Annotated in this window: 8 protein-coding genes; 5 read left to right on the top strand and 3 right to left on the bottom strand. The window is 52.0% G+C overall.

The window, feature by feature from the left end:
• The first annotated feature begins 3 nt into the window (after positions 1 to 3).
• The 5 genes from J0X19_RS12230 to prfB all read left to right on the top strand — a co-directional run bounded on the left by J0X19_RS12230 (position 4) and on the right by prfB (position 6,921).
• Positions 4 to 3,081: a hypothetical protein gene (locus J0X19_RS12230; RefSeq protein ID WP_206984655.1), complete on the top strand. Its 3,078-nt coding sequence runs from the start codon at positions 4 to 6 to the stop codon at positions 3,079 to 3,081.
• A gap of 11 nt (positions 3,082 to 3,092) precedes the next feature.
• Positions 3,093 to 3,821, top strand: a complete 729-nt coding sequence (locus tag J0X19_RS12225) for an ABC transporter ATP-binding protein (protein ID WP_206984654.1) — start codon at positions 3,093 to 3,095, stop codon at positions 3,819 to 3,821.
• A gap of 147 nt (positions 3,822 to 3,968) precedes the next feature.
• Positions 3,969 to 4,517, top strand: coding sequence for a cob(I)yrinic acid a,c-diamide adenosyltransferase (locus J0X19_RS12220; RefSeq protein ID WP_206984653.1), 549 nt, complete (start codon positions 3,969 to 3,971; stop codon positions 4,515 to 4,517).
• A 110-nt stretch (positions 4,518 to 4,627) separates the two neighbouring features.
• Entirely contained in the window at positions 4,628 to 5,692 is a 1,065-nt protein-coding gene (locus J0X19_RS12215) for a branched-chain amino acid aminotransferase (RefSeq protein ID WP_206984652.1), read from the top strand.
• 151 nt (positions 5,693 to 5,843) lie between these two features.
• A protein-coding gene (gene prfB, locus J0X19_RS12210) for a peptide chain release factor 2 (protein WP_206984651.1) occupies positions 5,844 to 6,921 on the top strand; the annotation gives its coding sequence in 2 pieces (ribosomal slippage) (positions 5,844 to 5,894 and positions 5,896 to 6,921; 1,077 coding nt in all).
• Positions 6,922 to 7,006: 85 nt separating this feature from the next.
• Here prfB and J0X19_RS12205 read toward each other — a convergent pair.
• The 3 genes from J0X19_RS12205 to J0X19_RS12195 all read right to left on the bottom strand — a co-directional run bounded on the left by J0X19_RS12205 (position 7,007) and on the right by J0X19_RS12195 (position 13,692).
• Positions 7,007 to 8,506, bottom strand: coding sequence for a SusD/RagB family nutrient-binding outer membrane lipoprotein (locus J0X19_RS12205; RefSeq protein ID WP_206984650.1), 1,500 nt, complete (start codon positions 8,504 to 8,506; stop codon positions 7,007 to 7,009).
• Between the two features lie 6 nt (positions 8,507 to 8,512).
• A complete protein-coding gene (locus tag J0X19_RS12200) occupies positions 8,513 to 11,746 on the bottom strand; it encodes a SusC/RagA family TonB-linked outer membrane protein (RefSeq protein WP_206984649.1) in 3,234 nt (1,077 codons plus the stop codon).
• Positions 11,747 to 12,084: 338 nt separating this feature from the next.
• Complete coding sequence (locus J0X19_RS12195; RefSeq protein WP_206984648.1) at positions 12,085 to 13,692, bottom strand: SusD/RagB family nutrient-binding outer membrane lipoprotein; 1,608 nt, start codon at positions 13,690 to 13,692, stop codon at positions 12,085 to 12,087.
• Positions 13,693 to 13,710 lie beyond the last annotated feature (18 nt).

The raw sequence follows: 13,710 nt of genomic DNA, 5'->3' as shown, positions 1-13,710 counted from the left end.
CTGGTGCCCATTCCATCTACGTCCCGCGCTGCTTGGCGCAATCCGCTGTTATTAACGCTGCTGCTAATAGCTGGCGGCGCCATTCTGCTGGCTATCTACCAGTATTTCACCGGCGACGATGCCACGCTGCCCGTACAGGTGGTGTCGCACCTCAAGCCTGTGCCTACTGTACTGACCACGGTGCGGGTTGGCTTGGCCGAGCTACCAATTCGCGTAAACAGCTACCTGCTCACCCAAACCCACGACATGGTGGGCCCTTACGTGCAACCAGAAGCAGCCTGGGTACTGCTGGGCTTGCTGGCGAGCATGCTGGTGGTATTTCTGGCAGTGGTTAGCACGCTAGAGCGGCCGGCTTTTGTGGCGGGCATGGCCGGCGTGATTTTCCTGCTGATGTCGTTGAATGCCGACTTGTTGGGCGTTTTCAAAGTGCAGGAGCAGTATTTTCTGATTCTGGCGCTGGTACTGCTGGGCGGAACAGCTTACGTTTTTCACGCCTTTCGCACGGAAGCCTCACTCGGGCAGCGCTTGTTGGGTTTTGCGGTGCTGGTAGCCGGCCTGAGTGCCCTGCTGGTGTTCCGTTCCACCTTCTCTCCCGACGAAACTGCCCTGCACCTTACCAGCTTTGCCACGCTGAGCGGCGCGGCTATTGCGGGCCTGTTGGTTCTTTGGGTCGGGTTCGAGAATATTCAGGGTCTGCTTTGGTTCAATACCCAGGCAGAAAACCCCAACAGCCGTTTTGGGCTCTTGCCATTTGTGGCTTCCAGCGTGCTGTACCTGGGCACACTGGCCATGTACCTCTGGAACGGTAGCCAGCTCCTGATTTTGCCGGGCGTATCCTTCGACCCGTTGGTACTGCTACTGCCAGCCGTGGGTATTGGCTGGTTAGGGCTCCAGCGGCGGGCTGCCTCCTACCGCGACGTTCTGCCGTATTGGTCGGCGGCACACTTGTATTTGGTGTTTGTTACGCTGGCCGCGGGGTTTTTGGGTTACGCTTTTGCCACCGCCAACGACCCGCTATTGTTGGCGGCCCGCCAGTTCACGGCGCTTACCTTACTCATTAGCGGTGCGGCGTTTTTGCTGTACGTTCTAGTCAATTTTGGGCCGCTGATCCGGCAACGGCTGCGGGTGTATCGGGTGGTGTATGAGCCGCGCCGTTTGCCGCTTTATGCGGTGTACGTGCTAACCATTGCAGGCCTAGCGGCATTGGAATTCCGCTACAGCTACGAAACGCTGCATCAGCTCCAAGCCGGCTACTACAACAATCTGGCTGACCTGACCCGCCTGCAAAGCGAAATAACTCCTAACGGCGACGCACTGGCCCTTTTAGCTGAGCGCTATTACGCTGAGAGCGACATTCTGGACGAGCACAACCACAAGGCCAGCTTGGGCCGCGCGGCGCTGTACCGCTACCATCTTCAGCGCCAAAACGAAATTAACATCCTGCGGCGGGCCCTTAGTCGGCGCCCTTCCGAAAAAATATCTTTGCGGCTAGCGGCTCTCTACAACGAGCCGGCTGATTTCTTTGACCGGTTGGCAACCTTACGTGAAGGGCTGAAAAACCAGCCCGCCAGTGCCCGCCTCAACAACGACCTCGCTCAGCTGTACACCCGCTCCACCCTCACCGATTCGGTGGCGGTGTATCTTAATCGGGCCGAAGCCGCCGCTGCTTCCAACCCCGTTGTAAAAGTCAATCAACTGGCGTTTCTGCTGCAAACCAAGCAGTTCGGTGAGGCGCAGCAACTCGTTGAGAAGCAGAAGCAATTGGCGGATGCCGCTTGGCAAAGCAACGTCTTGGTGCTAACGCAGTTCAAGCCTGATGCTCGGGCGCTGGCGCCTTCGTTTGTGCCGGACACAACTTCCTCCCTGACGGTACCTGAGTTTGCGCGTTTCTACCATGCAGCGTTGCGTAAAGTGCAGCAGCCAGATACCAGCCTGTTACCGGCCATCACCAAGCTGATTCAGCAGCCTGATAACAGTTCGTATTTCGAGCAGCTTACGTTTTTGAAGGCCCTCACTCAGCATTACGGTGGCCGGCCTGTGCCTGCCTATGCCACTCTGGCTCCCCTAACCGCCGGGGCCACCCCCAGTGCCGCCTACTACCTCAACGTGCGCGGTTTGTGGCAGCTTCGGCAGCGCACTTATCTTGCGGCGGCGGCCACTCTCCATGATGCCGCCCGCAATGGCTACCCCGAAGCCCGCCTGAACCGCGCCTACGCATTGGCCCTCAACCAACAATTAGATTCGGCCCGCACGGTTACGGCCAGTATTATTCAAGATGCTGACACCGCCTTAGTCCGGCCGGCCCGGCAGCTCCAGCGGGTACTCACGCTCAAGTTTCCAGATGATTTCCGTACCGCCTCCGATTCTGTTCAGGCGCAATTCTATGTCTTGCGGGGTCAGGAAGACTTCGGGCCAGCATCTATGAATGGCTATAGCTGGTATGGCAACTTCATCGAGAAAATGCGCCTGCCAGTAGCCCACGATGTTGCGCTGGTAGCGCAGGCCCAACGAGCGGTGCGCTTCCGCACTCCCGATGTAGCCAGCGTTTTGCAGGCGCACCCACTACGCGCTAAAAATGCCGCGCTGGCCTCGGAGCGCAACGTGGTGTATGGGCAGGCGCTGTTGGCGTCACGTACTCCGGCTTCCTTGCAAAAACTGGCCACGTTGCTCGATTCGGCCATTTTCTTGCCTCTTGACCAGCCCAACCGCTTGTACTTGAAGGCAGCATTAGCCGCCAGTCGAAAGCAGTCCAAGCAAGCCACCCAATTGTATCAGCAGTTGGTGCGCGAGGCCCCTTTCTTGGAGCCGGGTCTGTTGGCCGCTGCCGAATTTTACACCAGCCAGAAGGAGTATTTGACAGCGTATAGCACGTTGCAAGCAGCCTTGGAGTACAACCCAGAGTCTATTGCGCTATTGAAGGCATATACCCTTGCATCCGTTCCTGCCGGGCTGACTGAATATGCAGCCAATTCGTTGGAGAAACTGCGTGTATTGCTTTCCCCGGCCGAATACGCTACCTTTCGTACAATATATCTCGCCCACCGTACAACTCAAGACTCGGTGGTCGCCCCCTGGAACTAACCCAGCCGGCTATGCTGCACCCCGTTATCGAAACCCACGACATCTCGAAGATGTACCGCATGGGTACCGAGGAAATCCATGCGTTGCGCTCTGTCACTATTACTATTCAGCGTGGTGAGTACGTTGCCTTTATGGGTCCTTCGGGCTCCGGCAAAAGTACCCTCATGAACATAGTAGGCTGTCTAGACACCCCCACCACCGGTAACTATATCCTGAACGGTAAGGACGTGAGCCGCATGACCGACAACCAGTTGGCGGATGTGCGCAACCGCGAAATAGGGTTCGTATTCCAGACGTTTAACCTGCTGCCGCGCGCTACTTCCTTGGATAATGTGGCCCTGCCACTCATCTACGCGGGCTACAACAAATCCGACCGGGAAGAGAAAGCCATGCAGGCCCTGCGCAGCGTGGGTCTTGATACCCGCGCCAAGCACCGCCCCAACGAACTATCGGGTGGTCAGCGGCAGCGCGTAGCCATTGCCCGCGCCCTTGTCAACGACCCCAGCATTATCCTGGCCGACGAACCAACTGGTAACCTCGATACCAAGACCAGCTACGAAATCATGGATTTGTTTGAGGCCTTGTATGCGAAAGGCAACACCATCATTATGGTAACGCACGAAGAAGACATTGCCCGCTACGCCCACCGTATTGTGCGCCTGCGCGACGGGCTTGTGGAAACCGACCAGGAAAACACCGACGTAGCCACCCACCACGAGCAAGCCAGCAAACACCTGTAGCGCGTTGCGTGTTCAAGCAGTACCCCTCGTCATCTGGCGCTTGCGAAGGACCTCTTCCGTTGTGCCAGATGACGTTTCATTTTCAGCCCGCGGTTCTAGGGTGAATCGTAGCGTTCCACCAGTGGCAGTGGTGCCATTTCGCTTTTCATGAAGATTTACACCAAAACCGGCGACAAAGGCCTGACCTCCCTCATCGGAGGTACGCGCGTGCCTAAATCCAGCCTGCGCATCGACTGCTACGGTACCGTCGACGAGCTGAATTCCTACATTGGGCTGCTGCGCGACCAAGACGTGAATGCCAGCCGGCGCGACTTACTCAAGGAAATTCAGGACCGGTTGTTCACTATCGGGGCTTCCCTGGCTTCCGACCCCGAGAAGTCGAAAATGAAAATACCAGACTTGCATGATGCCGACGTTACGCTGCTAGAAGAGGAAATGGACCGCATGAACGTGCAATTGCCTGAGTTGCGGGTATTCGTGCTGCCTGGTGGGCATCAGTCGGTATCCTTCGCCCACGTAGCGCGCTGCGTGTGCCGCCGGGCTGAGCGTTTGGTCATCCACTTGCGCGAAGACTCCTTTGTGGCCGACTTAGTGGTGATGTACCTGAACCGCTTATCTGACTACCTGTTTGTGCTCAGCCGCCAAATGGCCCACGACCTAGGGGCCGAAGAAGTTGCTTGGAAGCCGCGCATGTAGGCTTTCAGAACCTCTATACTAGCTTTATCCGTTTCATTGAGTGCGCAACGGCGCACACCTCGCTCCTACCCGCCCCTAAATTCCCCATCTTCCCTTTTCACGCTTTCTTCATGCTCGACACCCTCACTATCCGGACCCAGCAAACCACGGCTTCTCGCCTGACTCACCTGGACCCCGAACGCCTTGAGTTCGGCAAAACTTTCTCCGACCACATGTTTGTGGTGGACTACCGCGACGGGGAGTGGCAGGATGCGCAAATTTTGCCTTACGGCGACATATCCGTTAGCCCAGCCAACTCGGCTTTGCATTATGGGCAGGCCATTTTCGAGGGCATGAAAGCCTACAAGAACTCTAACGGTGAAATCTCTCTTTTCCGTCCTTATGATAACCTGCGGCGTCTGAACGCTTCTGCCGAACGGATGTGCATGCCTTTGGTACCCGAAGAACTGTTCATGCAGGGCCTGAGCCAGCTGATTCGTTTGGATAGCGCCTGGGTTCCCGACTCGCCGGGCAGTGCGCTTTACATCCGCCCGTACATGTTTGCCACCGACGGCTTTATTGGAGTGCGGCCATCTGACACGTATAAGCTTGTCATTTTCACTTGCCCAGTTGGCCTCTACTACAACAAGCCGCTCCGCGTGCGTTTCGAGGAGCGCTACGTGCGCTCGGCAGAAGGAGGTGCTGGCTACGCCAAAAACGCAGGCAACTACGGCGCCGCCATGTACCCCACCAAGCTGGCCCAGTCGGAAGGCTACAACCAACTTATCTGGACCGACGCTTCCGAGCACCGCTATGTAGAAGAGTCGGGCACGATGAACGCCATCTTCGTTATCGATGGCAAGGTGATAACGCCTGCGCTCAGCACTTCCATCCTTGATGGAGTTACGCGCCGCAGCGTCCTCCAACTGGCCCGCGACTGGGGCATGACCGTGGAGGAGCGTAAAGTATCGGCGGTGGAATTGATGCAAGCTCTTGCCGATGGTAGATTAGAAGAAGCATTCGGGGTAGGCACTGCTGCTACTATTGCGCCCATTGCCGTAATAGGCTACCAGGGCCATGACCACGAGCTTCCTGCTCCTAAGCCGGACAGTTTCTCTAGTCGCGCCAGCGCCGCGCTACACGCCATCCGTACTCGCCAGACTCCCGACACCCACGGCTGGATGGTAGCCGTATAGGCAGTACTGCCTCCCAAGCCCTCCCCACGATTACGCGTGCAGTTCCGTGAGAACTTGCCCCCGTAATCGTGGGGAGGGCTTTTCATATCAGTTGGCACACTATTCCAGCTACCTTTGTTTCCCATTTTTCATTCACGCATATATATTCCCGATGACCCAAGACCAGGTGAAGGAATTGAAGGGCCGCGTTGAGGCCCTGAGGAGGTATCTTTGACTACGATAACCGCAAAGCTGAAGTAGTAGCCGCCGAAGCACAAACCACCGCTCCCGGCTTTTGGGACGACTCCAAAAAAGCCGAATCTACCCTACGCGAAATCAAAGCCGTAAAAACCTGGACTGACGATTACGAAGCGGTTCAGCAAGCGCTAGCCGATACCGAAGTCCTGTTTGACTTCTACCGCGAGGGCGACGTTCCAGAGACAGAAATGCAGGCTGATTACGAAGCCACCATCAAAAAGGTGGAACAGTTGGAGTTTAAGCGTATGCTCTCTGATGAAGAAGACCAGCTTTCTGCTATCATCGACATCAACCCTGGGGCGGGTGGCACCGAAAGCCAGGACTGGGCTGAGATGCTGATGCGGATGTACATCATGTGGGCCGAGAGCCACGGTTTCGGTGTCCGCCAAATCAGCTACCAACCTGGCGAAGGTGCCGGTATCAAGTCTGCTTCGTTGGAAATAGACGGTGACTTCGCTTACGGCTACTTAAAGAGCGAAATCGGCGTCCACCGCTTGGTGCGCATGTCACCGTTCGACAGCAGCGGCCGGCGCCACACTTCGTTTGCTTCCGTATTCGCCTATCCCGTCATCGACGATACCATCAACATCGAAATTAACCCCGCTGATATTTCGTGGGACACCTTTCGAGCTGGTGGTGCGGGCGGCCAAAACGTGAACAAAGTAGAAACCGCCGTACGCCTCACGCACGCACCGTCAGGCATCATCATCGCCGTACAGATTGAGCGGAGTCAACTCATGAACAAGGAGCACGCGCTCCGGATGCTTAAGTCCCGCCTCTACCAAATTGAGATGGACAAGCGCCACGCCGAGCGGGACAAAGTTGAGGCTAACAAGAAGCGTATCGACTTCGGCTCCCAAATCCGAAACTACGTGCTCCACCCCTACAAGCTCGTTAAAGACCTCCGCACCGGCATTGAGCGCACCGACGTGCAAAACGTGCTGGATGGCGACTTAGACGAATACATTAAGGGATTCTTGATGCAGAGTTAAGGTTTCTTTACCTCAGACGCAATACTCCAATGAAAAAGGGCTGCCCTACTGGGCAGCCCTTTTTCATTGGAACTGATGGATTCACTTAGCGAACATCCCAGAACAGCTTGGTGGTCACAACGTCACCGCCAACAGAAGCAGCTGCATTGGCATAGTTGGTACCATTCACGTTTTGCTCGGCAATCGGATACACAAAACGACGTGGTATTTCGCTGATCGAACGTGTAGCGCGTGTCAAAGTTGGAGCGTCAAGTCTGCGCCATTCTTTGAATGCTTCAGTGGGTTGATTGTACAAGGCAAGCCATTTCTGATATCCTATCTTTTGACGGAAATCACCAGGCGCCGTTGCGTATGCCACCCCTGGCTGAGCTAGGTAGTTCTGCGCTTCGGTGGCAGCATTTACAATGTCAGCGGGTGTGTTATCTGGTGATGGATAGCTGGCCCACTCCAAAATAGATGCAGTGATAGCCGCATTGTAATGCGACTCAGCAGTACCACCTACAGCATAGCCACGAGCAGCTGCTTCAGCCAACATGAACTCCACTTGTGCATACGACATAACTACACCCGGCAAATTTTGCTGCCGCAGTTCTTCGCTAGGCTCAGAATTGGTGTTTTTATTGTTCGTTGAACCAGGAATGCCACCGGCGTAGACCCCAGAAGACACGCCCGTATTGAAGTAATCATCCAGTCGAGGATCAACAAAGCCTTGTACTGGCCCGGCCGTTCCTTTCAGGCGGTCAACAAAAACGTTAGCGCCAACAAAATCTCTACGACCGCTCCTTACTAAGTCCTCAAATAAAGGATTCGTGTTTGGGAATGTGCCGTCAAATTGCAGATCGATGTTCTCGGTGTTAGATGCAAGAACTTTGCCTACAGTCGCTACTGCCATCGTACTGGCTTTAGCATTATTAACGTCAGCAATAGTAAGTGCCATCCGTAATTTCATCGAATTAGCAAACTTGATCCATAGGCCAACATTACCACCGTTAATCAGGTCAAAGTTAACGTCTCCTAAATCTGCATTTGGCTTGAACTGTGCAATTACAGCATCCAGACGAGTAATCAGGTCATTGTAAATAACGTCCTGCTTATCGTATGAAGGGAGCGGCTTGTTAATATCCAGAGCTTGACTGTAAGGAATGTCGCCAAAAATTTCTACCAGGGTAGTCCAGGCATAAATTTCCAGTACTTCAGCACAGGCCAGTTGATTGGCTTTGACATCAGCAGTTAAATCTGCGTTTGCCTGAATAGTGGTTTTTGCTTCCCGCAGGTCACGAATAACATCTCGATACAAAGCGTTCCAGTAAAGGCCGTTGATGTTACGAGTGTTGATATCGTACCGACTTTCCGTAGGATAATCGGTGGCAGCCCAATACTGAACATAAAAGCGAAATGGGTTCAGATTGGTATTGGCGCTGTTGATGGTGCGTACCAGATTGCGCTGAGCGTTCGAAATGAACGTAGTACCTGGAGCCGTCCCTACAGCTGCCCGCTTTGGGTCTACGTTGTAGTCATCCAGCGAATCGACGCAGGATGTAGTTAGTGCTAAAGCGGATATAGCAAGGAAAAGTGTTTTTTTCATCAGATTTTAGAAGCTAAGTCTAACGTTTGCTCCCAGGGTACGCACCGTAGGATAGGCACCGGTGGAATATCCTTGACCGAAGTTGCCAATGCTAAGTGCATCTTCTGGGTCAGCGTCAGGTAAATTCTTAGAGATAATCCACAGGTTACGTGCAACCAGCGAAACATCAATGCCTTTAACTCCGCTCATCTTAGCCATCACTGTTTTGGGTAATGAGTAAGTTAAAGCTACCTCGCGCAGTTTTGCATAGCTAGCATCGTATACAAAAGCTGCCGATGGGTTGAAGGTGTAACCGTAAGCAGTTGCACCGCTTTCTGTGCTATTATCTGCTCTCACTGTGTTTGGGCTGCCATCAGCCTGCACGCCTGGGAAAATAATTCCGCCTCCGTTAGCTATTGTGTTACGTGAAGGATTACCTAAATCATTCAAGCCAGCAGTTTCTGGTTGCAAACCTGTGTCCAAACCATACGCGCGGTCAAGGGAATATACTTGTCCACCTTTACGGATGTCAATCAAGAAGTACAAAGACAAACCTTTGTATGCTACTGTGTTAGAGACACCACCGGTCCATTTTGGGTTCGGATCAGCTATTTCTTCATTGGCAGTAGCACTTCTCTGATAGTATCCGCTTGGGAGTACTACCCGCTGGCCGTTCTGGTAAACGAAATTGTTGCCCCGAATAATTCCGAAAGGCTTACCAACTGTAGCATTCGATGTAACCCCACCTTGGTAGCTAGCTAACTGAATGCTTGTCACCAACGATTCTCCTTCACCGTAAAGCGAAAGCACTTCGTTGCGGTTACGGGTCCAGTTTGCGTTAATAGTCCAAGTGAAGTCATCGTTACGAACAGGACTTACGAAAGCCGAAACTTCCACACCACGGTTACGAACCTCACCTGAGTTGATGAAGCGGGCATTATAGCCAGTGCCTACTGATACGTTTACTGGAATGATTTGGTCGATTGTATTCTGCTGATACACAGTGGCATCAAATCCAAAACGGCTTTGCATGAAAGCCATTTCAACACCAGCTTCTGCACTCTTGGTGCGCTCTGGCTTCAATTCGTTGTTGTTTTTGGTACCTACTACCGAAAACAACGGAACCAAACCAAATGCGGCAGGCTTGTCGTACACGTCGTTTACGCTTTGTATAGGAGCACCTTGGCCTACTTCAGCGTAGTTAATTCTGGCTTTACCATAAGACAGCCAGGTTACATCCTTTAGCAGTTCAGAGAATACAAACCCAGTAGCTACCGAAGGATAAATAAAGGCGTTATTGCCTTTAGGTAGAGTCGTGGACTTATCTCTTCTAGCAGTCAGATCCAAGAAGAGCATATCCTTGAAGCCAAACGTGGCACTGGCAAAAATACCGTCAACCCCGCGGCGCTGTTCAACTTCATCTACACCTGGGGTAGGAGCAGTGAGTGGCTCTACGCTATTGCTAAGGGTGTACAGGTTTGGAACTACCAGTCCGCCGTTTGTTGACGAACGGATAAACTCCAGTCTTTCGCGACGAAGGTTGGCTCCAGCTAAGCCTTTAAAGCTAAAGTCTTCGCTGATATTGGCTGAGAAGTTACCAATCAGGTCAAAGTTTGCTTCGCGTCCGGTGCGGTTATAGCGTGTGTAGCTCGGTACACCTACCGAAGTTACGGCATAGCGTTCCTCCTGCATTTCGTCATAGCTATCCAGCGTTACCCGTCCTAATACGTTGAACCATTCAGCAAACTTGTACGTGGCGGCCACGTTACCGAAAGTGCGGTAGCGCGAATCAGTTTCGTAGCTCTGATAGCGACTGAAATACGGGTTGTTCCAGTAAGCTCCTACTGCACCAGGAGTAGCAGCACCTAGGTTCCAAGTTGCATTACGCTTTTGAAAGTTGTAGGCATCTTCCAATTCCTTGATATCGACGTTCGTTTGCCACCACTGACGGAAGTTCGTCATCAAGTTGTCGCTGGTAGCTCCACTATACCCAGTAGCGTAGCGACCCTTGCCGCTTACTTGTGAAAAGTTGACAGAGGCGCTGGTAGTAAGCCGCGGCGTTAGATTGAGGGAACCGGCGAAGTTGACAATGTTCTTGTTGACTTCGCTATTCGGCAGAATTCCCTTATCACGCACACTATTGTACCCAAGCTTGAAATAGCCATTGTCATTGCCTCCATCAACAGCAATACTGTTGTTAAGAGTTACGGCCGTTTTAAAGAACTTGGATGGATCGTTGGCAGCTGCCACCCAAGAGGTAGCTCTGCCGAAATTAGGATTGCCAGGAGTGAAAGCATTCCACTGATACACCTGCAGGTTCGGATCGAACCGAGGTCCAGCCGAAGCATCCGATGACAATTGTACTAATGGGTATGTAGCGCCACCAACTTCGTACTCGTCGAAGTAGGGGCCATAGCCTGCGCCATATTCCTTCTGATACTTGATAAACGTACTTTTATCAATACGCCCGCCTGTGATACCAGCATTGATCGTTACGCCCAGGCCTTTTCTGCCTTTTTTGGTGGTAATGAGGATTACCCCGTTGGCAGCCCGTTCACCGTATAGCGCTGTAGCAGCTGCACCCTTCAGGATGGTAGTTGTGGCAATATCATCAGGGTTAAGATCTGATGCTGCATTGCCATAGTCGTAGCCACCACCACCGGTTTGTTGCGCAGCCGTGTTGGTATTGGAATTGCTGATTGGAACACCATCAATTACATACAAAGGCTGGTTGTTGCCAAACAACGATTTAGTGCCACGAATGTTGACACTAGTAGATCCTCCCAAAGTGTTGCTCTGACGAATAGTAACACCCGCTACCTTGCCAGATAGACCATTGATAGGATTAGGGTTACGTGCAACTGTGATATTCTGCCCTTCAACTTGCGTAGCAGAGTAGGCCAACGAATTGCGCGTACGCTCCACCCCAAGTGCGGTTACCACTACCTCGCCAAGCTGCTTGGCATCCGTAGCAAGCCCAACGTTAACCGTTGACGCATCACCAATTGGCCGCTCAACGTTAGTATAGCCGATAAAGCTGAACGTGAGGGTAGTGGCCGAAGCTGGCACACTCAAGGAATACCCACCATCCGCATTGGTGGAAGCTCCAATGGAAGTACCCTTGACAAGAACGGTGACCCCCGGAAGACCTTGACCGGTTGCCGCGTCGGTTACGCGGCCCGTAATGTTGCGATTCTGCGCCGCCGCCTGCTGCATCAGGGCTGGCGATACCAGAAGCGCACTCAGGAGAAGTTTTCTCATGTGGCTGAGTGATTTGGTGAGTGAAAGTGAATAAATGAAGATTGACTATCTCAAACATAAAGAAAAAACTCTGCTCTTTCATTGAAATTTAATCATATATCATGTAATAACCCTGCTTGGCAACAATTTTGATAGTAGCCACCACGACCAAAGTTTAGCTCCTTACTGTATACAAGCTTATATTCATATTTACCTTAATTTTCAGCAAACTCAGCATATAATCAGGCGAAGTAGCTACTATATATATTGCAAAAATCTAATGCTAATTAGATAGATCAGGCGTCAGAAAAAAGGCCCGCAGTTTGCACAGCGGGCCTTTTTTCTGACGCCTGATCTATCTAATTGACATCCCAGAATACCTTAGGCGTAAAGGTAGTCGATCCTTTCGGCGAGTTAGGATTGTTAGCTATTTCTGTTTGCGGATATGGAATACGAACAGGAATTTTATTTGGGTTATTAGCATCGACGCTGTTCAGCGACGTGTAAATTCCCGATGGATAACCCGTGCGGCGATATTCAGCCCAAGATTCAAATCCGTTGATACCGTTGTTAGCAATCCATTTTTGAGTGATAATCTTCTCAATCTTATTACCAGTCGAATTGTATGCCGGATCAACTGCTTTGGGGTCAAACCGCCCGTTGGTAGTCAACGCAGTGGGAGCATTGGCGTCAGCTACAGTGCGGCCGGCTACTCCCGTTTGGCTGTAATAAGTTGCTGCCTGAGCGGCTGTTGCTCCAAAAATCTTGAACGATTCGGTGATACCGCTTTCATAAGCAGTTTTAGCAGCAGCCGTACCACCACTCAACCACCCACGCTCCGTGGCTTCTGCTTGCAGAAAAAATGATTCAGCCGAGCTAATTAGGTAGAGAGGCTGGGCAAATCCATTTTGTGCAAACGGACGGATAACTCCAGGTCCAATACCTGACAGCCGAGAAGAAGCTATAGGGCTGGGCACCTGAGCACGAATGTCGCCACTAGCCACAGCGACGTAATTACGAGCTATATCGGTACGCCCAGCAACTGGTGTATAAATACGCTTCAGCCGAATAGTATCGTTGGTCGCCTTTAGGTAATTAACCGCCAACGTATTTGCGCGAGTAGCTGCATAACCACTCGTAGCGCTACCTGAGACGTTGTAACCGATGTTGGATACAAACGGATTTGATTTGCCGGCTGTATTTAAAAAACCAGGGTTGACAGTAGCGGACTCGTCAGCTACCAGGAATTGTGCTCCTGCCGTTTGCATAGCCTGAATGCCAGCTTGTGCTACGTTAGGACGCGCAGCACTTTGCCGGATGTATACTCTCAGCTTTATGGTATTGGCAAACTTACGCCAGCGTGCCATATTTCCACCAAACACAATATCGCTGCTACCGGGTGTAGGCGCGTTTGTGTTGATAGCAGCCAGACCCTCGTCGAGCAACTTGATTATGTTGTCATATACAACTTCATCGTCTTCGAAAGCCGGTGACAAATTAGTCGTACCCTGCAACGCCTCCGAGAAAGGCACATCACCCCAACCATCAACTAATAGTTGAAAGTTATAGGCCTGCATAATCTTAGCAATGGCAACAGTGTTTGTGGTACTAGTTCTTTGTGCTTCTGCAAGAATATAACTAAAGTCGCGCAAACTGCCTGCATACAGATCCGTCCAAGTAGGTTCGTAAGACAGGGGAGTCAAGCCATAAGATTGTTGTGGAACATAGAAAATATAGTCCTGTGCCTGCGCCCAGTTCTCTGTCCACAAGTTCCCCAATATATTCAGGTCGTTCCCCTGCCGTGTAGCAGTACGCAGTATGGCATTAGGCAGCACCAACGACGCTGTGGCTTGAGTTGGACTATTTGGATTTACGTTTACGTCCAAAAAATCCTTGCAAGACGACATAACTATAGTGGACAACAAGAGCCCACCTAGCAATGATTTATTTAAAGAAAGATGTTTCATGAATGAGTATGGGCTGTA

The organism is Hymenobacter telluris (genome assembly GCF_017313265.1).
GTDB lineage: Bacteria > Bacteroidota > Bacteroidia > Cytophagales > Hymenobacteraceae > Hymenobacter > Hymenobacter telluris.
This window is presented reverse-complemented; position numbering and strand designations above follow the sequence as displayed.

What these genes read in the sequence shown, in the direction of transcription:
- J0X19_RS12225 (WP_206984654.1), top strand. Translation starts at nt 3,093, where the DNA reads ATGCTGCACCCCGTTATCGAAACCCACGACATCTCGAAGATGTACCGC.
- J0X19_RS12220 (WP_206984653.1), top strand. Translation starts at nt 3,969, where the DNA reads ATGAAGATTTACACCAAAACCGGCGACAAAGGCCTGACCTCCCTCATC.
- J0X19_RS12215 (WP_206984652.1), top strand. Translation starts at nt 4,628, where the DNA reads ATGCTCGACACCCTCACTATCCGGACCCAGCAAACCACGGCTTCTCGC.
- J0X19_RS12205 (WP_206984650.1), bottom strand. Translation starts at nt 8,506, where the DNA reads ATGAAAAAAACACTTTTCCTTGCTATATCCGCTTTAGCACTAACTACA.
- J0X19_RS12200 (WP_206984649.1), bottom strand. Translation starts at nt 11,746, where the DNA reads ATGAGAAAACTTCTCCTGAGTGCGCTTCTGGTATCGCCAGCCCTGATG.
- J0X19_RS12195 (WP_206984648.1), bottom strand. Translation starts at nt 13,692, where the DNA reads ATGAAACATCTTTCTTTAAATAAATCATTGCTAGGTGGGCTCTTGTTG.